A 25390-nucleotide genomic window follows, 5' to 3' on the forward strand; every position below is an offset into this window, starting at 1 on the left:
ATTGCCATATTGGCTGGCGTTAGGCGTCACGTGATTGAAAGCGGTACAATGGTCGGCCCACTCCATGAGTGGGCCGACGTTTTATTCTGAGATGGAAACCGAGCCTAACGTGACCACCGACACGCACTCTTCTCGCACTGAATCCCCGCAAGATCCTGCTGCTTTGCTGGCGGTACTCGACGCATCGCTGGGTGATGTCATGCATCGCGACCGTGAGCGCCTGGCCCGGCGTGTGTCGGGCTTGAAGCGACGGCAGCGTGACAACAAGCCGATTGACCGTGGTGTCAACGAGCTGCGCCGCGACATGGCGAAGGCCACGCAGCTGCTGGCCCAGCGGGAAGCCTTGCGTGTTGCCTTGAACTACCCCGGTGAGCTGCCCGTCGTCGAGCGTCGCGAGGACATTCTGGCGGCTATTCGGGAGCACCAGGTGGTGGTCGTGGCCGGTGAAACCGGCTCGGGTAAAACCACCCAGTTGCCCAAGATGTGTCTGGAGCTGGGGCGCGGACGCCAGGGCCTGATTGGCCACACCCAGCCGCGCAGGCTGGCAGCACGCAGCGTGGCAGCCAGGCTTGCCGATGAGCTGGAGGTGGCACTGGGTGAGCAGGTGGGCTATCAGGTACGGTTCAATGACCAGAGCACGCCCACGACGCTGGTCAAACTGATGACCGACGGGATTCTGCTGGCCGAAACCCAGCACGACCCGCTGCTGTTGCGCTATGACACCCTGATCATCGATGAAGCCCACGAGCGCAGCCTCAATATCGATTTTCTACTGGGTTACCTGAAGCGTTTGCTGCCGAAACGCCCGGACCTGAAGGTGATCATCACCTCCGCCACCATCGACGTCGAGCGCTTTGCGGCCCACTTCGGCACGCCTGACGCGCCGGCCCCGGTGGTGGAAGTCTCGGGCCGTACCTACCCGGTGGATGTCCTTTATCGCCCGCTGGTACGCAGTGAAGAGGACGAACAAGACCGCACGCTGCAAGAGGGTATTCTTCATGCCGTGCGGGAAATCGAGGCCATCGAGCGCCAGAAAGGCTGGCTTCACGGCCCCCGGGACGTGCTGGTGTTTCTGCCCGGTGAGCGTGACATTCGGGAAACCGCCGATACGCTGCGCCGTGCCGACCTGAAAGGCACCGACATTTTGCCGCTCTATGCGCGGCTGTCCAACGAAGAGCAAAATCGCGTGTTCGCCCCCCATCGCGGGCGACGTATCGTGCTGGCCACCAACGTGGCGGAAACCTCGCTGACCGTACCGGAAATTCGCTATGTCATCGACCCGGGCCTGGTGCGTATCAGTCGCTACAGCTACCGTGCCAAGATCCAGCGGCTGCCCATCGAGCCCATCAGCCAGGCCAGCGCCAACCAGCGCAAGGGGCGCTGTGGCCGTGTGGCCGAAGGGGTATGCATTCGGCTATATGATGAAGACGACTTTCTGGCTCGCCCGGCGTTTACCGACCCCGAAATTCAGCGCACCAACCTGGCGTCGGTGATTCTGTCCATGCTGGCGCTGAAGCTGGGGCACATCGAAGACTTTCCGTTTGTCGACCCGCCTGACGGCCGCTTCATCAAGGATGGTTTCCGGCTGCTGTTCGAGCTGGGTGCGGTGGACGACAAGCATCAGTTGAGCCCGCTGGGCCGTAAGCTGGCCAAACTGCCCATCGACCCAAGGCTGGCGCGCATGGTGCTGGCAGGGGCCGAACGGGGCAGCCTGCGCGACGTGCTGGTGGTGGTCTCGGCGCTGGCCATTCAGGACCCGCGAGAGCGGCCTGCCGACAAGCGTCAGGCGGCCGACCAGGCGCATCAGCGCTGGCACGACCCGGATTCCGACTTCGTCGCTTTGCTCAACCTATGGCACGGCATCGAGAATGCTCGCGAGGCGCTCTCGGGCAATCAGCTGCGCCGCTGGTGTCGCGAGCACTACATCAACTATCTGCGCATGCGCGAGTGGCACGATACGTTCCGCCAACTGCGTCAGCTGCTGCGTGACATGGATATCGAGGTGCCGCCACCGCTGCCTCGCGATGAAGACGAAAGCGAAGAGCAGGCCAAGCAGGCGCGGCGTAAAACCTCTGGCAAGCTGCACCAGGCGCTGCTGTCGGGTCTGTTGTCCAATTTGGGAACGCTGCTGGAGAACCGCGAATACCTGGGCGCTCGCAACCGCAAATTCATGATCCATCCCGGCTCCGGGTTGGCCAAGAAGAGCCCCAAATGGGTCATGGCCTTCGAGCTGATCGAAACCACCAAGCTGTTTGCACGCACCGTGGCCAAAATCGACCCCCAGTGGATCGAGCCGCAGGCGCAGCATCTGGTCAAAAGCAGCTACAGCGAGCCCCACTGGGAAATGAAGCGCGCCCAGGTGGTGGCGTTCGAGCAGGTGACCCTGTTTGGCCTGCCTATCGTTGCGCGGCGCCGGGTGCACTATGGCCCCATTGCGCCCCAGGAGTCGCGGGAGCTGTTTATTCGTCGTGCGCTGGTCGAAGGCGAATTCCAGACGCGAGGCGCGTTCTTTGCCCATAATCGGGCGTTGATCGCAGAGGTCGAAGCGCTGGAAGATCGTGCCCGACGGCGCGATATACTGGTGGACGAAGAGAGCCTGTTCGCCTTCTACGACGAGCGCATCCCCCCGGACATCGTCAATGGCAAGGGCTTCGAACACTGGCGCAAACAGGCCGAGCAGCAACAGCCCGAGCTTCTGAAGTTCGATCTCGAGGCGCTCAAGGCTCGTGATGCCCATGACGTGACCCAGGCGCAGTACCCGGATCACCTCACCCTGGCGGGGGTGGCCTATCCGGTGAGCTATCACTTCGACCCGGATGCCGAGGACGATGGCGTCACCCTTACCGTGCCTGCGGCGATGCTGCCGCAGCTGCCTGCCACTTCCCTCGACTGGCTGGTGCCCGGCCTGTTGCGCGAGAAGTGTATTGCGCTACTCAAGTCGCTGCCCAAAAGCCTGCGCCGCCAGGTGGTGCCTATCCCCGATTGGGTCGATGCCGCCCTGGAAACACTGGTGCCGGACGAGCGCCCCCTGACCGAAGCGCTTGGCGAGTTCATCCGGCGGCGTACCGGCACGCGGGTTCACCCCGACGACTGGCGCCTCGACCTGCTGCCGCCCCACCTGCGCATGAATGTGCGGGTGGTCGATCATGGTGGCAAGACCCTGGGGCAAGGGCGTGATGTACGTGCCCTTGAGCGGCGCTTCGAGGAAGCCGCCAGTGCCGGCGCCCAGGCGCTGGCCGAGCAGGCCAGCCAGGCACCCACGCTGGAAGAGCTGCCCGCATCGCCGCTGCCTGAATCTCGTGTCACCACCCAGGCGGGCATTCGCGTGGAAGCCTACCCGGCCTTGGTCGCTGAGGGCGGGCACTTCAAGGTCAGCCTGTTCGATCATCCCGCCAAGGCGCAGTTTGCGCATCAGGAAGGGGTCGCCCGGTTGGCCATTGCCAAGCTGCCTGAGCAGGTCAAAGCCATCAAACGGCTAGCCGGAGTCGAAAAGTGCGCGCTGCTGTTCGCGAAGGTAGGCAGCAAGCAGGCCCTGGCCGAGGATTTGCTGCTGGCGGTGTTTACACAGGTCGTGGCACAGCATCCGCTACCGCGTTCTGCCGGTGAGCTGGCCGAGCGACTGGCAAAGACGCAGCCTCAACTGGTGGCCCATGCCGGGACCGTGCTGGGGCGTGTCGAAGAGGCGCTGAAAGGCCATCTTGCCGTCAGCAAGATTCTGAAAGGGAAACTTAATTTTGCACTGGCCCTGGTCTACAGCGATGTCAGTGCGCAAATGCAGCGGCTGGTTTACCCAGGCTTCATTCGTGATGCGGACGAGTGGCTCACGGAGTATCCACGCTACATGGAAGCCGCCTTGATTCGATTGGAAAAGGCTGCCCGAGAGCGGGGCAGGGACCAAATGCTGATGCAGGATGTCCAAGCCCTCGAAGCGCGCTTTGACGCACGGCGCAAAAGCGAGCGCCGTGGCGCGGCCGAAGACCCGACGCTGGTAGCGTTCGGTTGGTGGATACAGGAATTGAGAGTGTCGCTGTTTGCGCAGCAGTTGGGCACGCACATGCCGGTATCGGCAAAACGCCTGGAGAAGCGTTGGGAAGAGATCACCCGCGGGCAAGGCATTCAATGAAGGAGGTTGGCATGACACAGGCAGTGATTACCGGAACAGGACTCTATACGCCGGAACACGCGGTCGATAATGCAGCGCTGGTCGCTGCCTTCAATGCATGGGTAGATCGCGAGAACGCGCGCCATGCCGAGGCCATTGCCCAGGGTGAGCGGGCGGCGCTGGCCTATTCGAGTACCGAGTTCATCGAGAAGGCCTCGGGTATCAAGAGCCGTTACGTACTCGATGCCGCCGGGATTCTTGACCCTGAGCGAATGCGGCCTAAACTGCCACAACGTGCCAACGACGAGCCGTCGATTCAGTGCGAGATGGCGACCGAAGCTGCGCGTCAGGCATTGGCATCAGCCAAGGTGTCGGCGGCGGATATCGAGCTGGTCATCGTGGCCTGCTCGAACCTGGAGCGCGCCTACCCGGCCGTGGCCGTGGAAGTGCAGCAAGCGCTGGGCACGTCGGGCTACGGCTTTGACATGAACGTGGCGTGCAGCTCCGCCACGTTTGCGCTGGAGACCGCGGCCAATGCGATTGCCGCGGGGCGGGTGAAGCGTGCGTTGATCGTCAATCCGGAGATCTGCTCGGCACATCTGAATTTTACAGACCGTGACAGCCACTTTATTTTCGGCGATGCTTGTACTGCTATGGTACTGGAAAGCAGTGAGGTGGCGGTGGCCAAGGAGCGTTATGCGATTCTGGGGACACGCCTGGTCACTCAGTTTTCCAACGCCATTCGTAACAATGCCGGTTTTCTCAATCGAGTCACCGACAGCGACCCGCTGGCCCTGGACAAGCTGTTCGTGCAAGAGGGTAGGCGAGTGTTCAAGGAAGTCTGCCCGCTGGTCGCCAAGCTGATCACCGAGCACCTGGCTTCCCTGGAGTTGAGCGGTGAGGACCTTTCGCGTATGTGGTTGCATCAGGCCAATCGCCACATGAACGATCTGATTGCCCGTAAGGTGCTGGGCCAGGAGCCCGATGTGTCGCAGGCACCGATCATCCTGGACCGCTATGCCAATACCAGCTCGGCGGGGTCCATCATCGCCTTCCATCTGCATCGCGAAGACTTGTCGGATGGCGATATCGGGGTGATCTGTTCGTTTGGCGCAGGGTACAGCGCGGGAAGTGTGATCCTTCGCCGGGAAGGCTAAGTACTTGAGATAAGTACGTCAGCGGCGAATCGTTGGCGTTGTACACCCTGAAGTTGCGTTGATGAAGTGAAAAGAGGAAACCCCATGCTGAGGTTGTTTGCCAAGCAAGACACGGCGCCTGGGACGTGGCGCCCCTGGCTCCCCGTTCTGTTGTTGGCCACGTTGACCATGGGTGGATGTGCCAGCACGTCTACCCAGGAGCGCGGCGACGCGAGCGGAGAGGGTGTCGTTGAGCAGTCAGCGCATCCGGAAGACCCTTGGGAAGGCTTCAATCGGCGCGTATTTGCTTTCAATGACGTGCTCGACCGCTATGCGCTGAAGCCTGTGGCCACGGGATACAAGACCATCACCCCTCAACCGGTGCAGACTGGCGTGGGCAATTTTTTCTCGAACCTAGGGGAAATTCGCACGGCCATCAACAGCTTGCTGCAAGGCAAGCCCGCCAATGCGGGGCTGGCCACGTCACGCTTCCTGATCAACTCCACGGTAGGGGTCGGTGGGCTGCTGGATTACGCGACGCATATGGAGATCACCGCCGAGCGTGAAGATTTCGGCCAGACCCTGGCCGTATGGGGTTGGGAAGATTCACGTTATCTGGTGTTGCCGCTGCTGGGGCCGCGTACCCTGCGCGATGCGTCGGGTTTCCCGCTGGATGCCGCAGCACACCCCATCACCTACATGGACGATCACCAGCTGCGTGCTGGCCTGACTGCACTCGATATCGTGCACTTGCGGGCGGGCCTGCTGGATCAGGAGTCACTGATTCGTGGGGATCGCTACCGATTCATTCGCGATGCTTATTTGCAGCGTCGACAGTTCGAGATCAATGATGGTGAGCTGGGCGACGACCCCTTTGCCATGGACGATTTCGAGTTCGACGATAGCGACTTTGGTGAAGACGACTTCGCCGACTGAGGCTAGACATGGATCACGCAAAGCAGTTGATCGCGGTAATCGATGAGCCCGGTAGCGAGCGTGATGCGCTGGCTGAGGCGATTACCTGTGATGGTATGTGGGTGTTTGCCGCAGACAATATCGATCATCTGCCGGTGGGCACCGCGCTGATCGTTGCCCATGCCAGAGCAGTGCCCAGGCAGCAGTGGTCGCAGCTGGCCCATCGCCTGCCCGCACTGGTCGTGAGTGATACCCGTCAGGATGCGGATTTGATCAAGGCAATCGACGCCGGGTTGGTGGATTACATCGTCCACCCGCTCAGGCATACCGAATTGCTGCGCAGGATGATCCGCAAGGCCATCGAGCTGCATCAACTGGCCCAGGAGCGTGATCGTGACCGGCAACGGCTGGCGGAGCTGAACGAAAGCCTGGAAACGCATCTGGCCCTGCTGAGAATGGATCAGCAGAGTGGGGGACATATCCAGCGCCGTCTGCTGCCACCAGGGCCCAAGGTGATCAGCGGCGTCTATTACGATTACTGGTTTGCGCCGTCGCTCTATCTGTCAGGCGATTTTCTCGACTACCAGCGCTACGACGACCGCTTCAGCGTGTTCTATTTTGCCGATGTATCCGGCCACGGGGCCTCCTCCGCCTTCGTGACCGTGCTGCTGAAATATCTCTGCAACCGCTGGTTGAACGAATGGGACGGCCAGGACCCTCAGGCGCTGCCGCCCCGCTGGTTATCGGCCCTGAACCGTGAACTTCAGGATACCGACATCGGCAAACACGCCACTTTATTTGTCGGTGTTATTGACCATGAGGAAAAGACTCTGCACTATTCGCTCGGCGCCCAGCTTCCCATGCCGCTATTGATGGCGGATGGCAACCTGACGCGTTTGGCGGGGGAAGGAATGCCTGTAGGCCTTTTCCCTGATGTGGAGTATCCTTCGCTTAGCTGTCCGCTGCCAGCCGACTTCAGGTTGTGGCTGTGTTCAGATGGTGTATTGGAATGCTTGCCGGGTAAGACGCTCGACACGCGGCTCACGGAACTTGAGCAACTAGTAAGCGAAAGTGTCACGCTTGAGCAGCTGCGAGACCGGCTAGCCAACACCAACTCGCTCCTGAGTGGGGGCGACGAGGACGATGAGGCGAACCAGGACCGCGATGCTTTACCCGATGACCTGACAATCATGATGGTGAGCGGATTTGGTCATGCTGATTGAAGAGGGCCGCATCAAGGCGGCGTTCGACTCCGGTGTTTTTGTTTTAAAGCTGTGTGGTGATGTAAGACTTACGCTCTGCGCCACACTCGATACCCAAGCACAGCGTCTAGCGGAAACGCCAGGCCTGCGTGCCGTGATGATCGACCTGCGTGAAGCCACGAACGTCGACTCGACGGCGCTGGGTTTTCTCGCCAAGGTGGCCATGGCCGTCAAAGGTCGTCTGGAACAGCCCCCAACCATCATCGCGGATAATCCGGATGTCCGGCAGATGCTGGATGTGATGGGTTTTGCGCGATTCTTTACGCTGATGTCGGCACCGATTCAGCCGTCGGCACCGCTGGAGACGGTACTGGAAGATCTGCCCGAGGAGCCCGCTGACGAAGAGGGGCTGCGCGGCCGTATTCTGGAAGCGCACCGTATCCTGATGCACATGAACGAGCATAACCGCGAGCAGTTTCAGCCGCTGGTGGAGATGCTGGAAGCCCAGGGGGCTCCTGCAAAATAAAGCCCTCTGGCCAGTGATGCGCCAGAGGGCTGTTCAAAGACGCCTGGTGAGCAGGCGCGCAAAAATCGTAGCCTAGCCCTTTCTCAGCGTGCTCAGCAACTCTTCCAGCTTGCGCTGGTCAGCCATGAACTTGCGAATCCCTTCGGCCAGCTTGTCGGTGGCCATCTCGTCTTCGTTCATTGCCCAGCGAAAATCGGCTTGTGCCAAGGCTTCTTCCGGTGAGCTGCTGGCGCCGAGGGAGCTGAGTTGGCGGGGCAGGTCGGCTTCGATCTCGTCCAGCTCCTGGAGCAGGGCAGGGGAGATGGTCAGGCGGTCGCAGCCTGCCAGCGCCTGGATCTCACCGATGTTACGAAAGCTGGCACCCATCACGATGGTGGGGTAGCCGTGGCCTTTGTAGTACTCGTAAATCCCTTTGACCGACTGTACGCCCGGGTCCTGTGCGCCGCTGAAGTCGGCATCAGGCTGACGCGCCTTGTGCCAATCCAGAATCCGCCCCACGAAAGGCGAGATCAGCGTGACGCCAGCATCGGCGCAGGCTTGGGCCTGGGCAAAGCCGAACAGCAGCGTCAGGTTGGTACGAATCCCGTCGCGCTCCAGCTGGTGAGCGGCCTGAATACCTTCCCAGGTCGAGGCCATCTTGATCAGAATACGCTCGGGGCCCACGCCGTACTCGGCATAACGCTCGATCAGCGAGTGGGCCTTGGCGATGGTCGCTTCCTTGTCGAAAGAGAGACGCGCGCTGACCTCGGTGGATACATAACCGGGAACCAGCTTGCTGATTTCGCTACCGATATCCACTGCCACCCGATCGGCCGCGTCATCCAGGTCGGTGCTCTCCTTGGCGATACTGGCCAGGCGAGCGCGACGCTCCTCCTGCTGGGCCGCCTGAAGAATCAGCGAAGGGTTGGTGGTGGCGTCCTCGGGCTGGAAGCGACGAATGGCTTCCAGATCCCCGGTATCGGCCACCACGGTGGTCATCTCTTTCAATTGGCTTAATAGGCTAGTGGCCATGCAGTGCTCCTTGTATGAGTCATGGTTACTCTAACAAGGCTGGCTCGCGTTGAGTATGCTTGATCGGTGACGATGATGAAGAATCCGCTGCTCGCCACTGATAGCCGACGGCCTGGGGCCGTTGGCTGATCCTGAACCGGGCCGCCTGCTCCCGCATGCCTTCGGCGGCCGACTCCAGCGACATGGCATCCTGCGCGGTGGCATCCACCTGAAGCGCATTGGCCTGGGTTACCTGGGTCTGCTCCTGCAGGGTCTCGTTGATCTCTTCGATGTTCTGGTGCTGCAGGTGGGCGGCTTCGGCAATATCGGTAATCAATCGGTGAGTCGTGGAGATCGAGCCGACCATCTCCTCGAACTGCTGGTTGGCATCTCGGGAAAGCTGGTTGCCGCGCTCGATACTGGTATTGGAAGAGGCCAGCAGGCTGCGAATCTGAGTGGCAGCTTCTGCGCTGCGGGTGGCCAGTGAACGCACTTCAGCGGCCACCACGGCAAAGCCACGACCCTGTGCGCCCGCACGGGCCGCTTCCACCGACGCGTTGAGGGCCAGCAGGTTCGTCTGGAACGAAATGCCATTGATGACGTTGACGATGTCGTTGACCTGCTTGGCGTGGGCATCGATCTCTTCCATGGTCGACAGAAAGGCTTCCATGGTGTGGTGGCTCTGCTGAGCTTGTGTCGTGGCGTGTTCGGTCAGTTTCTTGGCCTTCAGGGCATGCTCGGCGGTGTGGGCCACGCTATCGGTCAGGGTATGCACGTTGGTGGCCGTGTTGTCCAGTGAGGCGGTTTGCTGATGGGTGCGCGTGGCCAGGTCCTCGTTACCCAGTGCCAGCCGCTGAGCACTCTGGAACACGTGCTGGCTGTTGTCATGCAGTTGCTTGACGGTCTCGATCAGGGAGTTTTGCATGACCCCCAGGGCTGCATAGAGTTGGCCGATTTCGTTGTTGCCACGGGCCGGAACCTCGGCACTCAGGTCTCCTTCGGCCATATGACGAAAGTGGCCGATCAAGTGGCGGATGGGCTGTAGCAATTGGAAGTGGCCCAGCCAGATCAAGGCGCCCATCAGAGCCAGGGAGACCGCCATGCCCAGCACCAGCCCAGCGGCCACCATGCCCGCGCGCTGCTCGGCGTCCTGCATCAGACTGACACCCTGCTGATCGGCTACCTGGTAAAACGCCCGTGCATGGCCTGCCAGGGCCTCGCTATGATCCATGGCTTCCAGGGTGATTTGCCGATAGCCGCTGCGGTCACCGGTGGTAATGGCGTTGCGCTGGGCATCCATACTGGCCAGCAATTGGTTGGCGCGCTCACCAATGGCGTCGCGCAACGCTGCATAGGGGCTGTCCTGAGTGGCCTGCAGGAAGCTTTCAAGCGCCTGGGACATCTCGTTCAATTCATACTCGACGGCTTCCAGCGCCGCAATGGGGTCACCGAGCGACGGACGCAATTGGCGCTCCAGGGCACGGTCCATGCGATTGAGACCTTCCAGGCTGGCAATGTGCAGCCGATTCAGCGAGGAGGCCTGCTGGACATTGACCTGCTCCAGCGAAGCCAGGTCACGCTGGCTCTGCTGCATGATATGCCAGGCTAGTGCGGCGAACATCAGCAGGCAGCCTGCCATCAATAGCAGCGCGGCCAGGCTCAGGTTGCGTAGCGAAATGTTTTCCAGCTTTTTGAGTATCATCGTGGCCCCCAGGACAGCGTCATTTGAATCATGATGGGCAGCTTAGTGGGCAAATGTTTCAGTTCTGAGTGGGCGATGCGCGATTCTGGGGTTGTGTGTATGATTAGCGTCCTATCTAAGTGGCCAACCAGCGTAGCTTTCAAGGAGATCTATGGAACTCAATCCGCGTCGCGTAGCGCTATTGGTGGCGGCCAATACGGCGTTGGCCCCTTTTGCAATAGACGCCTACCTGCCTGCCATGGGAGTGCTGGCGGAAAGTATCGGTGCCAGCATCCACCATACTGAGCTTTCCATCAGCATGTTTCTGTTCGGCTTTGCGCTGGGGCAGCTCTGTTTTGGCCCGCTGTCGGACCGCATGGGGCGCAAGCCCGTGTTGCTCAGCGGGCTGGTGGTCTTCATGCTGGCCAGCTTGATGATCACCACCGCCGATAGCCTGACGTCGCTGCTGGTATGGCGGTTCGTGCAGGCGCTGGGCGGGGGAGCCTGCGTGGTCAATTCGGCGGCCATCGTCCGGGATTGTTTCAGCGGGCGTGAGGCTGCCAGGGTGATGTCCACCATGGCCATGATCATGATGCTGGCACCGCTGGTGGCGCCGGCGGTCGGGAGTCTGCTGCTGCATATTGCAGGCTGGTGGCTGATCTTTGTGTTTCTGGCTGTCTATGCAGGCTTTTTGCTCTGGCTGTTGGGGACGCGCCTGCCTGAAACCCGCGACCCCGGTTTGCCCGCCGCAACCCCTCGTCAGGTGCTGGGTAACTACGCCAGCGTGCTGCGCCACCGAGAGGGCATGGGTTACATTTGCGCCGTGGCAGCCTCGTTTGCGGGTCTGTTTGCTTTCGTGACGGCGTCGCCCTTTCTTTATCTCGATTACTTCTCCCTCTCTCCAGGCATTTACCCGCTGGTGTTTGGGGTCAACGTGGTCATGATTGCGCTCTCCAACCGGCTGAATATTCACCTGCTGCGCAAGCGGACGCCCCAGCAGAACCTGCGCTTTGGCTTGACGGTGCAGTTATGTGCCGCGCTGGCACTGGTGGTCGCAACGGCCTTCAATCTGGCCACGCTGCCGGTGGTGGTGGCGCTGGTGATGCTGTTTACCGGCATGATCGGGCTGATCACACCCAACGCCATCTCGTCGCTGCTGGATCATTTCGGCCATATCAGCGCCACGGCCACGGCGCTGCTGGGGGGCGTTCAGTTCAGCTGTGGCGCGCTGGCGGGTGTGCTGGTGGGGCTCTTCCAGGTAGAGCACCTCTGGCCGATGGTGCTGACCATGCTGGGCGCGGCGCTGCTGGGTAACATCGGGGTGAGAAAGCTCACCCAGGCAGTCTAGGCGTGGCGGTGCTCGAATGGCTGGCGCTCACCACGGAGCTCTCCTGGGGAATTTCTCTGGCGACATGGCTGGCCTGTGCCGGCGTGCTGCTGCTGGGGGCCTTCGTACAGCGTGCCACGGGGTTTGGCCTGGCGGTCGTCGGTGCACCGCTGTTGCTGATGCTGGAGCCACGGCTGGTGCCGGTAGTGCTGGTGCTGTTCGGTTTTACGGTTTCGCTGATGATGGTGCGGCGCTATTGGCACGAAGTGCATCTGCGCGAGATCAGCGTGGCACTGGTGGGGCGGCTGCCGGGTAACGGGCTGGGAATCTGGCTGCTGCTGGCGGCGCCCATGGCTGTACTGGAAACGTTGATTGCCGCTATCGTGCTGTTTGCGGTCGGCGTGACGCTGTGCCGTTTTCATTTGCCGGTGAATCGCGTCACGCTGTTCGTGGCCGGTGTACTGTCGGGCATCTTCGGCACCGTGGCTGCCATTGGTGGGCCGCCCATCGTGCTGTTGATGCACGGCTTTTCGCCGGATCGCATGCGCGGCAATCTGGCGGCCTTCTTCGTCATCACCTCGCTGCTGACTCTGGCGACGCTGGCGCTGGCGGGGCAGCTCAGCGCATGGCATTTCAAGCTGGCACTGACGTTTTTGCCTGCTGTATTGGTCGGCAATGCGTTGGCCGATGCAGTGGCCCACCGGCTGGATAAAGTGCTGCTGCAGCGCTGTTCATTGGCACTATGCACGCTAGCAGCACTGGGGCTGCTGCTTTGAAGTCCTTGGGCCAACGCTTCGTTAACATTCCTTGCTAAAAAAATTACCACTGTCATATTTCTGCAATCGTCACTGTGCAAACTCCTCGGTGTGAAAGGCCAATCGCCAACATTGCCGAACGGGTTAATTCAAGCAGCCCAGGCATGAAACCAGAGGGGACATGACGATGAAAGTAACGAAAAAGACACTTGGTGTTGTTATTGCTGCCGCACTCGCTACCGGCGTATCGACTGCCGCCGTAGCTCGTGACACGGTGCAGATTGCCGGTTCTTCCACTGTACTTCCGTTTGCCAGTATCGTTGCCGAAGAGTTTGGTAACACCTATCCCCAGTTCAACACGCCGGTCGTCGGTTCTGGCGGCTCCGGTGGCGGTTTGCGTCAGTTCTGCCAGGGCGTTGGCGAAAACACCATTGACATCGCCAACGCTTCTCGCGCCATTCGCAGCGGCGAAGTGGCCAGCTGTAACGAAAATGGCGTCAACGAAATTCTCGAAGTGATGTTCGGCTATGATGGTATCGTGTTTGCTTCTCGTATCGACCGTGGAGAGTTCGCGTTAACGCCTGAGCACGTGTTCAAAGCCGCTGCCGCACAAGTTACCCACGAGGGTGAGTTGGTCGACAACCCCTACACTCGCTGGAACGAAATCGACAGCAGCCTACCCGATCAGGAGATCGTGTTGGTCATTCCGGCTTCCAACCACGGCACCCGTGAAGTATTCGAAGAGAAAGTCATCCACGCTGGCTGTGAAAGCGATGCCAACGTAGAAGGCGATGCCTGTAACTCACTGCGTGGCGATGGCCGTATCGTCGAGATCGCGGGTGACTACACCGAAACGCTGGCTCGTCTGGATGCCCAGGCAGATGCCGTTGGCGTCTTCGGTCTGAGCTTCTACGACCAGAACCGTGACCGCCTGCAAGTGGCTACTGTGGATGGCGTAACGCCCAGCCTGGAAACCATCGGTTCTGGCGAATACCCCGTTTCTCGTCCGTTGTTCTTCTACGTCAAGGGTGAGCACCTGGACGTTATTCCTGGCTTGGCCGAGTATACCGAGTTCTTCTTGAATGACATGATCTCTGGCTATGGCAGCCCGCTGGAAGACGCTGGTCTCATTCCGATGAGCGAAGAAGAGCGTGCTGAAGCACTGGCTGAGTTCCAGGCCCGTACCGTGGTAAGCGTAGAAGAGTAAGACTGCCCTTGTCGCTTGATAGCGATGTGTAGGTAGGTATTGCGCCAGCATCATGAAAATGATGCTGGCGCTTGAACGTAGGAAATCATGGGCGGAGAGAGAATGAGTAACATTGCCTTGATAGCCACGCTACTCGTGATAATGGCCTTGGCTTACCACTTAGGGTTAACACGTAGTCGCGCGGTTGCGGCAGAGCACGATGTGCGGATGCATTCGCGCCCCGGTTATTATGGAGCGTTGGTGGCCCTTTGGTGCGGGTTGCCAGCGCTTGCGCTGTTTATATTGTGGTCGCTGCTGGCGCCACAATTGATGGATATGCTGGTCGTTCAGCAACTGCCTCCCGAGCTGGTGGCAGGCATGAACGAACGTGAAATGGCTACCTTGTTACGGCGCATTACTGCGCTAGCCAACGAGCGAAATGTGGCGGGTGGCGGAAGCCCCGAAGAATTAGCGGCGGCCGCTCACATGGCTCGCTTGCAGACCTTTCAGAACACCACGCTGATCGCGCTGATGGCCGTGGTGGCCGTGGTCGGGCTGGTGTTTGCCCGGCGGCGTATTTCCCCTCAGTGGCGGGCGCGTAATCATGTCGAGCGCGTCATCTCCATTGCGCTGGCCTCCTGCTCCGCCATCGCGATTTTCACCACGGTGGGCATCGTGTTGTCGATGCTGGGCGAAGCGCTGAAGTTCTTCAGCTTCATCAGCCCGGCAGAGTTCTTCCTGGGTACGACCTGGAACCCCCGTTTCAGCACGTCGGGAACCGATGCACAGGGGGAATTTGGCCTGCTGCCGCTGCTGTGGGGCACCATGATGGTGAGCATCATTGCCTTGCTGGTGGCGATTCCCGTGGGCTTGATGACGGCGATTTACATGGCCGAATACGCGCCCCCCTGGCTGCGTAACGTGGCCAAGCCGATCATCGAAATTCTGGCGGGTATCCCGACCATCGTGTACGGCTTTTTTGCCTTGATCGTCATCGGGCCTTTCCTTTCCAGCCTGGGCGATATGGTCGGCATCAATATTCGTACCACCAGCGCGCTCACCGCGGGCCTGGTGATGGGCATCATGATCATTCCGTTCGTGTCGTCACTGTCTGACGACATCATTACCCAGGTGCCCAAGTCTCTGCGCGATGGTGCGCTAGGGTTGGGTGCAACGAAGTCCGAAACGATTCGCCAAGTCGTGTTGCCTGCTGCGCTTCCAGGTATCGTCGGTGCGTTTTTGTTGGCCGCCAGCCGCGCCATTGGTGAAACCATGATCGTGGTATTGGCGGCTGGTAATAATCCGGTGCTTCACGGCAATCCGTTCGAAGCGGTGTCAACCATTACGGTGACCATCGTCAACCAGCTGACAGGGGATATGGACTTTGCCAGCCCGCAGTCGCTGGTGGCTTTTGCTCTGGGGCTGACGCTGTTCGTCATTACCCTTGGCCTGAATGTCATCGCACTGGTTGTGGTGCGTAAATACCGCCAGCAATACGAGTAAGCGACCATGTCTATTACGATTGAGCAGCGCCGTCAGCACCGTCTGACAACGATCGAAAATTCGCTGGCAAGACGTCATCGTCAAGAAAAGCGTTTCCGCTTTGCGGGTTTGGCCGCGGTAGTGATTGGCCTCACGCTTGTCACCATTCTGTTCATCAGTATTTTGATGCGCGGTGTGCCGGCATTCTGGCAGTCAACTCTGTATCCAGAAATTTACTTCGATCCTGAAGTGATTCAACTTGACGAGAAGCCCGAGCGTGCCAGCGGTGAAAGTCAGGCGGCCTTCGATGAGCGCTACACACAGTGGTTGATTCAAGCGGGAATGGTAAATTGGCAGTCGCTGATCGACCGCGCCATGGAAGAGGCGCTGGGGGTCGAGGTCGAGTCTCGACAGCTACGTGATCTGCGTGCCCTGGTGGCATCGGGTGAGCGTTTCTCGCTGCGTGAGCAGTTCATCAAGGACCCTTCCCTGTTGGGCCAGACCGTGGAAGTGAAAATGCTCGCAGCGGCCAACGTCGACGTCTGGATCAAGGGTAATATCGACCGCTCGCTGCCGGATGCACGTCAGCAGTTGAGCGCTCAGACCCGTGAATGGGCCGACCGTCTTTACGACGAAAACGTCATCCGCAACTCCTTCAGCACGTCGTTGTTCCTCAATACGGACTCGCGCAGCTCGCCTGCGTCGGCAGGCCTGGCAGGCGCGTTTATGGGGTCGCTGTTCATGATGCTGATCGTGATCGTGCTATCGGTACCAATTGGTGTGGCTAGCGCCATCTACCTCGAAGAGTTCGCTCCCAAGAACCGGCTGACCGATCTCATCGAGATCAATATCAACAATCTGGCAGCCGTGCCTTCCATCGTGTTCGGCTTGCTGGGCGCTTCCATCTTCATTGGCTATCTGGGCTTGCCGCTATCAGCCCCGCTGGTGGGTGGCCTAGTGCTGACGCTGATGACCTTGCCGACCATCATTATCGCGACTCGGGCGTCGCTGCGCTCTATTCCTCCCTCCATACGCCAGGCGGCCTTGGGAATTGGAGCGTCGAGAGTGCAGACGGTCTTCCACCATGTATTGCCCCTGGCACTGCCGGGTATCCTGACGGGCTCCATTCTGGGCGTTGCCCAGGCGCTGGGCGAGACGGCTCCGCTGCTGCTGATCGGCATGAATGCGTTCGTGTCCAACGTGCCCACGTCGCCATTGGAGCAGTCGGCTGCGCTACCGGTACAGATCTATCTATGGCAGGGTAACGAGCTGCGTAATTTCTTCGAGGCGCGTACGTCAGCGGCCATCATTGTACTGCTGGGGTTGATGCTGAGCCTGAACGCACTGGCAATCTGGCTGCGTAAAAAATTCGAGACGAGGTGGTAAGTGAATACTTCAACAGAGCCCAAGACATCCCCATTGGTGAGCGTAGGCGCTGGCGAGAGCCGCACCAGTAAAGCCACCGACAAGGTCAAGATGAGCGCCCAGGACGTCAAGGTCTTTTACGGTGCCAGCCAGGCGATCAACGGTATCACTCTGGACGTGTACGAAAACGAAGTGCTGGCATTCATCGGGCCTTCTGGCTGCGGTAAGTCCACCTTTCTGCGCTGCTTGAACCGCATGAACGACACCATCGACATCTGTCGGGTCGAGGGCAAGATCACCCTGGATGACAAGGATATCTATGCCCCGGATCGCGATGTGGTACTGCTGCGTGCCCAGGTAGGCATCGTGTTTCAGAAACCCAATCCATTCCCCAAGTCGATTTATGAAAACATCGCCTATGGCCCGCGCCTGCACGGTCTGGCAACGCGCAAGGCCGAGCTGGACGACATCGTCGAGAGCAGCCTGCGCCGTGCCGGGCTCTGGGAAGAGGTCAAGGATCGTCTGGATCAGCCGGGCACCGGGTTGTCGGGTGGCCAGCAGCAGCGCCTGTGCATTGCCCGCACTGTGGCCGTCAGCCCGGACATCATCCTGATGGATGAGCCGTGCTCGGCCCTCGACCCCATTGCGACGGCCAAGGTGGAGCAGCTGATCGATGAGCTCAGCGAGAGCTATACCATCGTCATGGTGACCCACAACATGCAGCAGGCCGCACGGGTGGCCGACCGTACGGCGTTCTTCCACATGGGCGACCTGGTGGAGGTGGACAACACCGACCAGATCTTCACCAATCCGCAAGACCAGCGTACCCACGATTACATCACGGGACGCTTCGGGTGATCACGCCGTACTGATCACGGGTTACCCGCAGGGGGCATGGCCGCCTGCGGGTTCGATGGCTGGTTTTTTTTGATTTTTTATATATGATTTTTCATATATTTGAGGTTCACTTGGCTCTGGAGGTTCAGCATGTCACTACGCATTGGTATCAACGGGTTTGGCCGTATTGGTCGTCTGGCACTGCGCAGCCTGTGGGCGCGAGTCGCTGCCGACGAGGTAACCCTGGTGCGCATCAACGACCCGGGCGGCGATGCGGCGACGTTTGCCCATTTGCTGGAGTTCGACTCGGTTCATGGCCAGTGGGCGCCGGGGCAGGGCATAAGCGCTACCCCGGAGGCGATCACCATCGATGGCCGTACCATCGCCTTCAGCGTCCACAAGACGATTGCCGAAGGTGACTGGTCCGGGTGCGATGTGGTGATCGAATGCTCCGGCAAGATGAAAACCACGGAGAAGCTGCAGGCCTATCTGGATCAGGGGGTCGAGCGTGTGGTGGTCAGTGCGCCGGTCAAGGAGGAGGGCGTGCTCAACGTGGTGGTGGGCGTCAACGACCATCTGTTCGACCCCGCTACGCACCGCATCGTCACTGCGGCCAGCTGCACCACCAACTGTCTGGCCCCCGTGGTCAAGGTCATTCTGGAAACGTTCGGTATTCGTCATGGTTCCATGACCACGGTGCACGACATTACCAATACCCAGACGATTCTGGACGCACCGCACAAGGATCTGCGACGGGCGCGCGCCTGCGGCATGAGCCTGATTCCCACCACCACCGGTTCGGCCAAGGCAATCACCGCCATCTTTCCCGAGCTGACCGGCAAGCTGAACGGCCATGCGATTCGCGTGCCGCTGGCCAATGCCTCGCTGACCGATATGGTATTCGAGCTCGAGCGCGAAGTGACCGTCGAGGAAGTGAATCAAGCGCTAAAAGCCGCTGCCGATGGCCCGCTGAAAGGCATTCTAGGCTATGAAGAGCGCCCGTTGGTGTCCATCGACTATCGCACCGACCCACGAAGCTCGATTATTGATGCTCTTTCTACCATGGTGGTGAACGGAACGCAGCTGAAGCTCTACGCCTGGTACGACAACGAGTGGGGGTATGCCAACCGTGCCGCAGAGCTGGCCTGGAAGGTGGGCAAGGAGCAGGCGCGCCGTGGCTGAGTCGCTCAAGGCACGCATCGGCGCACTGCCTTTTGAAGTGCGCCAGTACATGCTGATCACGGGCAATTACTGGGCGTTTACCATCACCGATGGGGCCCTGCGGATGCTGGTGGTGATGTACTTCCACCAGTTGGGTTATTCGCCGCTGCAAATCGCCATGCTGTTTCTGTTCTACGAGGCGTTTGGCGTGGTGACCAATCTGGTGGGAGGGTGGTTGGGCGCGCGGTTGGGGCTCAACCGCACCATGAACGTGGGGCTGGGGCTGCAGATCGTGGCGCTTGCCATGCTCATGGTGCCTGCCGGGATGCTCACCGTCGTTTGGGTCATGGCGGCCCAGGCGCTGTCGGGTATTGCCAAAGACCTGAACAAGATGAGCGCCAAAAGCGCAGTGAAAGTGCTGGTGCCAGCTGATAGCGCCAATGCCAACAGCGCCTTGTACCGCTGGGTAGCGATGTTGACCGGCTCCAAAAATGCCCTGAAAGGGCTGGGCTTTTTTGTGGGCGGCGTGCTGCTGACGCTGATCGACTTTCGCGGTGCGGTGGTGGCCATGGCGCTGATGCTGGGTGCCGTGCTGGGGCTGTCGCTGTGGCGGTTGAAGGCTGACCTCGGCAAACAGAAGGTCAAGCCAAAGTTTTCCGAGATTTTCTCCAAGTCCCGCGCCATCAATGTGCTTTCGGCGGCGCGCTTCTGCCTGTTCGCCTCCCGGGACGTGTGGTTTGTCGTGGCCTTGCCGGTCTTCCTCTACGATCAGCATGGCTGGAGCCACTGGACCGTGGGTGGGCTGTTGGCCGCCTGGATCATTGGTTACGGCGGCGTGCAGACCCAGGCGCCCAGGCTCACCGCACTGTTCCGTGGAGACGCTCGCATGCTCACGGCTGGCTGGGCCGCCGCGCTTGCCGTGCTCGCCATTCTGCTGGCACTGCTGCCCCTGGCACAGGTGGGGTGGCTGGTAGTGGGGCTGCTGGCCTTCGGCGTGCTGTTTGCCGTCAACTCCAGCTGGCACAGCTATCTGATCGTCCACTATGCCCGTGCCGATGGTGTGTCCATGGACGTAGGCTTCTACTACATGGCCAACGCCATGGGCCGCCTGGTCGGCACGCTGCTCTCGGGCTGGCTCTACATGGCCTATGGTTTGAGTGCGTGCCTGTGGGCGGCGGCGGCGCTGGTGGCTGCCAGCGCGCTCATGGCACTGGCGCTGCCCAGGCAGGTGGCGTGATTCGCTCGCCTGGCGCTGGCCTGACGCTCACCCTGGGGAGTGCCCAGACCCTTGCCTGGGCGTCCAGCTACTATCTGCCCGCCATTCTGGCGGGGCCCATGGCGCTGGAATTGGAGCTGTCCACTCGCTGGGTATTTGGCGCCTTCTCGGCTGCGCTGCCCCTGGCACTGTTTGGCCCGTAGGGGTTTGGGCGCAGGCAAGGTACGGCTCTATCCAGAGGCCGACCTCTGGCAACTGATGATATTCGAAGGCCGATGTATCGCTTGGCGCGCCCAGCTCTGCCACGGCGATATGTGCCGTCCCGCCACAGCAGCCATGACGTGGCGAACGGCGTACCGTCACCACGCCTCCATGCTGCTGGATGAATGCCACGGCAGGGTGCTCCATCTCGATGACCTGATGCATGACGCTCCTGGTTGCCCATGCCGGGCCGTTAGGTGGTGGGATAGTAGACGGTCTCTCCGTCTTCCTTGGTAAATTGTGCAACAGGGCGGTCCAGGAGCGCCAATACCTGCTCGGATGGGCGGCATAATCGCGTGCCCTTGGGCGTACTGACGATGGGCCGATTGATGAGCAGCGGGTGAGCCATCATGGCAGGGGCCTCATCAGGAGGGTTGGGCTACAGGAAAATGCGTGCGCGTCTTATTTCATATACCTTTCGTGGCAACACCCATCATTCTGCCAGCCATGCGCCACAGGCTGGACGCGCTTCATCGCTGCCGCCATGAAGCGCGCTGTGAATCAGTCGATCAGCTCGACCGCCACGGCGGTTGCTTCACCGCCACCAATGCACAAGCTGGCGATGCCGCGTTTGCCGCCTTTCTGGCGCAAGGCATGAATCAGCGTGGCGATGATGCGTGAGCCGGTAGAGCCGATGGGATGCCCTTGGGCACAGGCGCCGCCAAACACATTGACTTTTTCATGAGGCAGGCCCAGATCATCCATGGCCATCAGCGTGACGACCGCAAAGGCTTCGTTGATTTCGAACAGGTCCACATCATTGACGCCCCAGCCAAGCTTTTTCATCAGTTTCTCGATGGCTCCCACCGGCGCGATGGTAAATTCGCTGGGATGACGCGAGTGGGTGGCATGCCCCAGCATTCTGGCCAGCGGTTTGATACCGTGACGCTGTGCTGCTTCATGGCTCGATAAAATCAGCGCCGAGGCGCCGTCGGAGATCGAACTCGCATTTGCGGCGGTAATGGTGCCATCTTTTGCAAACGCTGGGCGCAGCTGGCGAATCTTGTCCAGTTTGGCCTGAAAGGGCTGCTCATCGTGGGACACCACGGTTTCACCCTGGCGGGTCGTCACGGTGACGGGCGCCATCTCGGCATCCAGGTTGCCATGGTTGGTGGCAGCCATGGCCCGTTCCAGCGAGGCAATCGCGAAATCGTCCAGCCGTTCACGGGTGTAGCCACGCTCTGTGGCCACCTCTTGCGCAAAGACCCCCATCAGCTTGCCAGTTTCGGCATCCTCCAGGCCATCGAGAAACATGTGGTCTTTCAGCTCACCGTGGCCCAGACGATAGCCGCCGCGTGCCTTGGTCAGCACATGGGGGGCATTCGACATGGACTCCATGCCGCCCGCCAGCACTATTTCTCCACTGCCTGCCTTGATCAGGTCATGGGCCAACATGGCCGCTTTCATGCCAGAGCCGCAGAGTTTGTTGATGGTCGTGGCACCATTGGCATCGGGAATGCCTGCCTGTCGCATGGCCTGGCGTGCCGGACCTTGCTTGACTCCGCCAGGCAGAACGCAGCCCATGATGCCCTCTTCGACGAGCGCAGCGTCGATGCCTGCTCGCTCGATGGCGGCGCGTATGGCCACGGCGGCCAGTTCCGGTGCGCTCAAGGTGGAAAGGCTGCCCATCATGCCTCCCATAGGGGTGCGGGTGGCGGATAAAAAGACGATGTCGGTAGCGTTACTCATGGCCTATCTCCTGATAGATTTTTTGTGATTATCGTGCTGAGCGGCTAGCGATGCGTTGACCCGCTGGCGGGGCTGTGGTCTTCTCCTAGGTAACCAAGCAAGCGCTAGTGTAAATGACATGAATGTAATGAATGCCTCTCCTCGCCGCAAGGAATTGACACGCTTAGCCGCTCAGCTATTCGTTCAAGAGGGCTTTGACCGCACCACGGTGCGCATGCTGGCCCAGGAAATGGGCATCAAGTCTGGCAGCCTGTTTCATCACTTCAAGGACAAGCAGGAAATTCTGGCAGCGGTGATCGAGGAGGGCACTCAGAACGCACTGACCATCGCCAGAGCGGCGCTACAGGCATGCCCCGATCAGCCAGAGGCGCGATTGCATGCCATGGCGCGCGCGCACCTCGACACGCTGTTTGCCGACCGTAATGCCCATGTGGTAGCGCTGTTCGAATGGCGTCGCCTGGACCCTGCGGCCAGCGCTCACTTGAGCCATTTGCGCGATGCCTACGAGGCCATGTGGGTCGAGGTGATCGACGATGCTCTGGCAGCAGGGCTCATTCATGGAGACCGCTTTCTGGTTTCACGTTTTATTCTTGGCGCCTTGAACTGGACCGTTCGCTGGTATGATCCCAATGGCCCGCGCACCCCGGACGACCTGGCCGATGAGCTGGTCGCGATGATCCTGTCTAGGTAATTCGGTCTCAATGATCCTTTCTCGCTGATCCTTTCTCGATAGCTCTTGGCCCCTCTGGCTTCTCCAACCGCTGTCTGATCGACCAACGTCTAACCCTGTCGAGCAGCTTGCGGCTTGCGCTCTCGAGTAAATGCTTTTAGCGTTGGTTTATTCGGTAGGCTTCCGTTAACGTAAACGGACAATAACACCAATACTACGTGGAATCCTGCCTGTCCGAGTGCTCACGACCAACAACACAAGAGAGCCGTCATGACAGCGACATCAGCAGCAACCTCACTTCCCGCGTATTCGACATTTCTCGAGGATTTTTCAATAGATAGCGTCGTCGCCAGGCTGGATGACCACCACGATGGGTGCCTGAATGCCTACGAGGCTTGCTGTGGAAGGCACGTACGCCAGGGCCGTGGTGATGTGCTGGCGCTGGTGCATGAGGATACCCAAGGCCAAACCCACACGCTGACCTATGCCGAACTGGAGCAACAGAGTGGGCATCTGGCAGGGTGGCTGAAAAGCCAGGGGCTGGGGGAGGGTGACCGAATTGCCTGCATGCTGCCGCGCTCGGCAGCGCTGCTGGTGGCCGTGCTCGCCACCTGGCGGATTGGTGCGGTCTACCAGCCGCTCTTTACCGCGTTTGGGCCTGATGCGGTCGATTATCGGTTGGGGCGGGCAGATACCAGGCTGGTGATAACCGATCACGCCAACCGCTATAAATTCGATGGCCTGAGCCAGTGCCCGCCGGTGCTGGCCGTGGGTGGCGCTACCCGCGAGCATGCCCAGGATCATGATTGGCAGGCGGCATTGACGTATACGTCAATCAGCGATACCCCGCCCCGGCTGTCGCCGGATCAGCCGTTCCTGCAGATGTTTACCTCGGGGACGGTCGGCAAGCCCAAAGGCGTTGCCGTGCCCCTGTCGGGTATGACGGCCTTTGCGCTCTACATGGAGCTGGCGGTCGACCTGCGCGAGGAGGATCGTTTCTGGAACATGGCCGACCCCGGCTGGGCCTATGGCCTGTATTACGCCATTGCCGGGCCGCTGCTGTTGGGGGTAACGACACACTTTTGCGAAGCGGGCTTCAGTGCCGAAGGCGCGCTGGCGTTCATGAAACGTCATCAGATCACCAATTTCGCCGCCGCGCCGACGGCCTACCGCCTCATGAAGGCGTCTGGCCTGTTCGACGACGCTCACCAGACCCTGACGCTACGGGCGGCCAGCTCCGCCGGAGAGCCGCTCAATACCGAGGTGGTCACCTGGGTGGAAAAATCATTGGGCTGTCCGGTGATGGATCACTATGGCCAGACAGAAACGGGCATGACCTGTAACAACCACCACTCCCTGGACCACCCCAAGCACGTGGGGGCCATGGGCGTCCCGATGCCGGGCTATCGTCTGGCCATTCTCGACGCCGAGTACAACGAGCTGCCGCCTGGCGAGCCTGGCGAGCCTGGCGTACTGGCAGTGGATATCAAGCGCTCGCCAGCCCACTTTTTCCAAGGCTATACCTGGCAGGAGAAAGACCCCTTCGTCAACGGCTACTACCTGACCGGCGATGTGGTCATTCGTAATGAAGATGGTTCGTTCCAGTTTGCTGGCCGTGATGATGACATCATTACCACGGCGGGCTACCGAGTGGGGCCAACGGATGTCGAGAATAGCGTCATGACGCACCCGGCGGTGGCCGAGTCCGCCGCCGTGGGGCAGCCGGATGAGATTCGTGGCGAAGTCATCAAGTCGTACATCGTGCTGCGCGATGGCTTCGAGCCCAGCGATGCGCTGGCGGAGGAGATTCGCCAGCAGGTACGTGAGCGGCTCTCTACTCACGCTTTCCCTCGGGTCATCGAGTTCGTCGATGAGCTGCCCAAAACGCCCAGCGGCAAGATTCAGCGCTTCAAACTGCGTGCTCAAGCCGCCGAGCAAGTGCGCCACAGCTCATGATTCACAGGACATCATTCAGAGGAAGAGTGCCATGCAGGTAAAGGATCGTACGTTTTTGATTACCGGGGCGGCCTCAGGGCTAGGGGCGGCGACGGCAGCACGACTGGTAAAGGCAGGTGGGAAGGTGGTGCTGTGCGACATGAGTGATCGTGTTGCGGACCTTGCCGAGCAGCTGGGGTCTCAGGCGCACGCCTGCATCGCCGACATTACCTCCGCCGACGACATGCAGGTGGCGGTGAACAAGGCCGTTGCGCTGGGGGGCGAAAGCGGCCTTTCGGGAGTGGTTCATTGTGCGGGCGTGGTCAGCGTGGCCAAGCTGGTGGATCGGCAAGGCAACCCGGCAGACCTCGAGGGCTATGCGCGCACCATTCAGATCAATCTGGTAGGTACCTTCAATGTCATGCGTCTGGCGGCCGCCGCCATGGCCAGCAATCCGCCAGACGAAGGGGGTGAGCGGGGCATCATCATCAATACCGCATCGATTGCCGCGTTCGATGGGCAAGTCGGGCAGTGCGCCTACAGTGCCTCCAAGGCGGGGGTTGTGGGCATGAGTTTGCCTGCCGCCAGAGAGCTGTCGCGTCACGCCATTCGTGTCATGGCCATTGCGCCAGGGGTATTCGAAACCCCCATGATGAGCGAGATACCGGACGAAGCTGCCCAGGCATTGGCCGCTGCGGTGCCTTTTCCCAAGCGTTTGGGCAAGCCTGACGAGTTCGCGCTGCTGGCCGAGCAGATCATTACCAATCCGATGCTCAATGGTGAAGTGATTCGCCTGGACGGTGGTATCAGAATGCAGTGATCCGCGCTCAGTAAGCTCTGATGGACAGCCTGCCCGTAGTTTTTGGGCAGGTTTTTTTATTTTAAAAAACATGGTGTTAATAAGGCAAAGACCAAAGTTGTAGCCGGTTTTGCGGTTTAATTCAAACGACTGCT

Annotated in this window: 21 protein-coding genes and 1 pseudogene; 17 read left to right on the forward strand and 5 right to left on the reverse strand. The window is 60.2% G+C overall.

Features of this window, described 5'->3' with window-relative positions; genetic code table 11:
- The first annotated feature begins 91 nt into the window (after positions 1-91).
- The 5 genes from hrpA (at position 92) to RVM27_RS15390 (ending at position 7881) form a co-directional block, all read left to right on the forward strand.
- Entirely contained in the window at positions 92-4123 is a 4032-nt protein-coding gene (gene hrpA, locus RVM27_RS15370) for an ATP-dependent RNA helicase HrpA family protein (protein ID WP_498957785.1), read from the forward strand.
- Between the two features lie 11 nt (positions 4124-4134).
- The gene (locus tag RVM27_RS15375; RefSeq protein ID WP_039182588.1) at positions 4135-5259 is read left to right on the forward strand and encodes a beta-ketoacyl-ACP synthase III; all 1125 of its coding nucleotides are present in this window, start codon (positions 4135-4137) and stop codon (positions 5257-5259) included.
- Positions 5260-5343: 84 nt separating this feature from the next.
- Positions 5344-6174: an MlaA family lipoprotein gene (locus RVM27_RS15380; RefSeq protein WP_287806721.1), complete on the forward strand. Its 831-nt coding sequence runs from the start codon at positions 5344-5346 to the stop codon at positions 6172-6174.
- Positions 6175-6182: 8 nt separating this feature from the next.
- Positions 6183-7376: a PP2C family protein-serine/threonine phosphatase gene (locus RVM27_RS15385; protein ID WP_287806719.1), complete on the forward strand. Its 1194-nt coding sequence runs from the start codon at positions 6183-6185 to the stop codon at positions 7374-7376.
- Positions 7366-7881: an STAS domain-containing protein gene (locus RVM27_RS15390; protein WP_039182597.1), complete on the forward strand. Its 516-nt coding sequence runs from the start codon at positions 7366-7368 to the stop codon at positions 7879-7881. Before RVM27_RS15385 ends, RVM27_RS15390 begins: the two co-directional genes overlap by 11 nt.
- A 72-nt stretch (positions 7882-7953) precedes the next feature.
- Here the strand turns inward: RVM27_RS15390 and tal are convergent, their stop codons facing one another.
- Positions 7954-8892: a transaldolase gene (tal, locus tag RVM27_RS15395; RefSeq protein ID WP_498941652.1), complete on the reverse strand. Its 939-nt coding sequence runs from the start codon at positions 8890-8892 to the stop codon at positions 7954-7956.
- 25 nt (positions 8893-8917) lie between these two features.
- Complete coding sequence (locus RVM27_RS15400; RefSeq protein ID WP_498941651.1) at positions 8918-10573, reverse strand: methyl-accepting chemotaxis protein; 1656 nt, start codon at positions 10571-10573, stop codon at positions 8918-8920.
- Between the two features lie 151 nt (positions 10574-10724).
- Between RVM27_RS15400 and RVM27_RS15405 the strand changes: the two genes are divergently transcribed.
- The 9 genes from RVM27_RS15405 to RVM27_RS15445 all read left to right on the forward strand — a co-directional run bounded on the left by RVM27_RS15405 (position 10725) and on the right by RVM27_RS15445 (position 20084).
- Positions 10725-11900: a multidrug effflux MFS transporter gene (locus tag RVM27_RS15405; RefSeq protein ID WP_498941650.1), complete on the forward strand. Its 1176-nt coding sequence runs from the start codon at positions 10725-10727 to the stop codon at positions 11898-11900.
- Between the two features lie 8 nt (positions 11901-11908).
- Positions 11909-12655, forward strand: coding sequence for a sulfite exporter TauE/SafE family protein (locus RVM27_RS15410; RefSeq protein ID WP_498941721.1), 747 nt, complete (start codon positions 11909-11911; stop codon positions 12653-12655).
- A gap of 166 nt (positions 12656-12821) precedes the next feature.
- Positions 12822-13841, forward strand: coding sequence for a type 2 periplasmic-binding domain-containing protein (locus tag RVM27_RS15415; protein WP_498956934.1), 1020 nt, complete (start codon positions 12822-12824; stop codon positions 13839-13841).
- A 141-nt stretch (positions 13842-13982) separates the two neighbouring features.
- A complete protein-coding gene (gene pstC, locus RVM27_RS15420; RefSeq protein ID WP_498957786.1) occupies positions 13983-15323 on the forward strand; it encodes a PstC family ABC transporter permease in 1341 nt (446 codons plus the stop codon).
- A 6-nt stretch (positions 15324-15329) separates the two neighbouring features.
- Complete coding sequence (gene pstA / locus RVM27_RS15425; RefSeq protein ID WP_498956935.1) at positions 15330-16688, forward strand: PstA family ABC transporter permease; 1359 nt, start codon at positions 15330-15332, stop codon at positions 16686-16688.
- A 90-nt stretch (positions 16689-16778) separates the two neighbouring features.
- Positions 16779-17525 (forward strand): phosphate ABC transporter ATP-binding protein, encoded by a 747-nt coding sequence (gene pstB, locus RVM27_RS15430; protein ID WP_498941720.1) that lies wholly within the window; start codon positions 16779-16781, stop codon positions 17523-17525.
- 129 nt (positions 17526-17654) lie between these two features.
- Positions 17655-18686 carry an ArsJ-associated glyceraldehyde-3-phosphate dehydrogenase gene (locus tag RVM27_RS15435; RefSeq protein WP_498956936.1) on the forward strand — a complete coding sequence of 344 codons (1032 nt, stop codon included), beginning with the start codon at positions 17655-17657 and terminating at the stop codon, positions 18684-18686.
- Positions 18679-19902 (forward strand): MFS transporter, encoded by a 1224-nt coding sequence (gene arsJ, locus RVM27_RS15440; RefSeq protein ID WP_498941645.1) that lies wholly within the window; start codon positions 18679-18681, stop codon positions 19900-19902. Before RVM27_RS15435 ends, arsJ begins: the two co-directional genes overlap by 8 nt.
- A complete protein-coding gene (locus RVM27_RS15445) occupies positions 19899-20084 on the forward strand; it encodes a hypothetical protein (RefSeq protein ID WP_498941809.1) in 186 nt (61 codons plus the stop codon). Before arsJ ends, RVM27_RS15445 begins: the two co-directional genes overlap by 4 nt.
- A 73-nt stretch (positions 20085-20157) precedes the next feature.
- Here RVM27_RS15445 and RVM27_RS15450 read toward each other — a convergent pair.
- The 3 genes and pseudogenes from RVM27_RS15450 to RVM27_RS15460 form a co-directional block, all read right to left on the reverse strand.
- Positions 20158-20307, reverse strand: a pseudogene (locus RVM27_RS15450) (CC/Se motif family (seleno)protein); the annotation flags it as partial.
- Between the two features lie 28 nt (positions 20308-20335).
- Positions 20336-20494, reverse strand: coding sequence for an ArsC/Spx/MgsR family protein (locus tag RVM27_RS15455; protein ID WP_498941644.1), 159 nt, complete (start codon positions 20492-20494; stop codon positions 20336-20338).
- Between the two features lie 149 nt (positions 20495-20643).
- Entirely contained in the window at positions 20644-21831 is a 1188-nt protein-coding gene (locus RVM27_RS15460; RefSeq protein WP_498956937.1) for a thiolase family protein, read from the reverse strand.
- A 127-nt stretch (positions 21832-21958) separates the two neighbouring features.
- Between RVM27_RS15460 and RVM27_RS15465 the strand changes: the two genes are divergently transcribed.
- From RVM27_RS15465 to RVM27_RS15475, 3 genes are all read left to right on the forward strand, one after another.
- Positions 21959-22522, forward strand: coding sequence for a TetR/AcrR family transcriptional regulator (locus tag RVM27_RS15465; protein ID WP_016914316.1), 564 nt, complete (start codon positions 21959-21961; stop codon positions 22520-22522).
- A 249-nt stretch (positions 22523-22771) separates the two neighbouring features.
- Positions 22772-24457: an acyl-CoA synthetase family protein gene (locus tag RVM27_RS15470; RefSeq protein WP_498956938.1), complete on the forward strand. Its 1686-nt coding sequence runs from the start codon at positions 22772-22774 to the stop codon at positions 24455-24457.
- A 31-nt stretch (positions 24458-24488) separates the two neighbouring features.
- Complete coding sequence (locus RVM27_RS15475) at positions 24489-25256, forward strand: SDR family NAD(P)-dependent oxidoreductase (protein WP_193462078.1); 768 nt, start codon at positions 24489-24491, stop codon at positions 25254-25256.
- The last annotated feature ends 134 nt before the right edge of the window (positions 25257-25390 follow it).

It is taken from the genome of Halomonas sp. KM007 (genome assembly GCF_050709225.1).
GTDB lineage: Bacteria > Pseudomonadota > Gammaproteobacteria > Pseudomonadales > Halomonadaceae > Vreelandella > Vreelandella hamiltonii.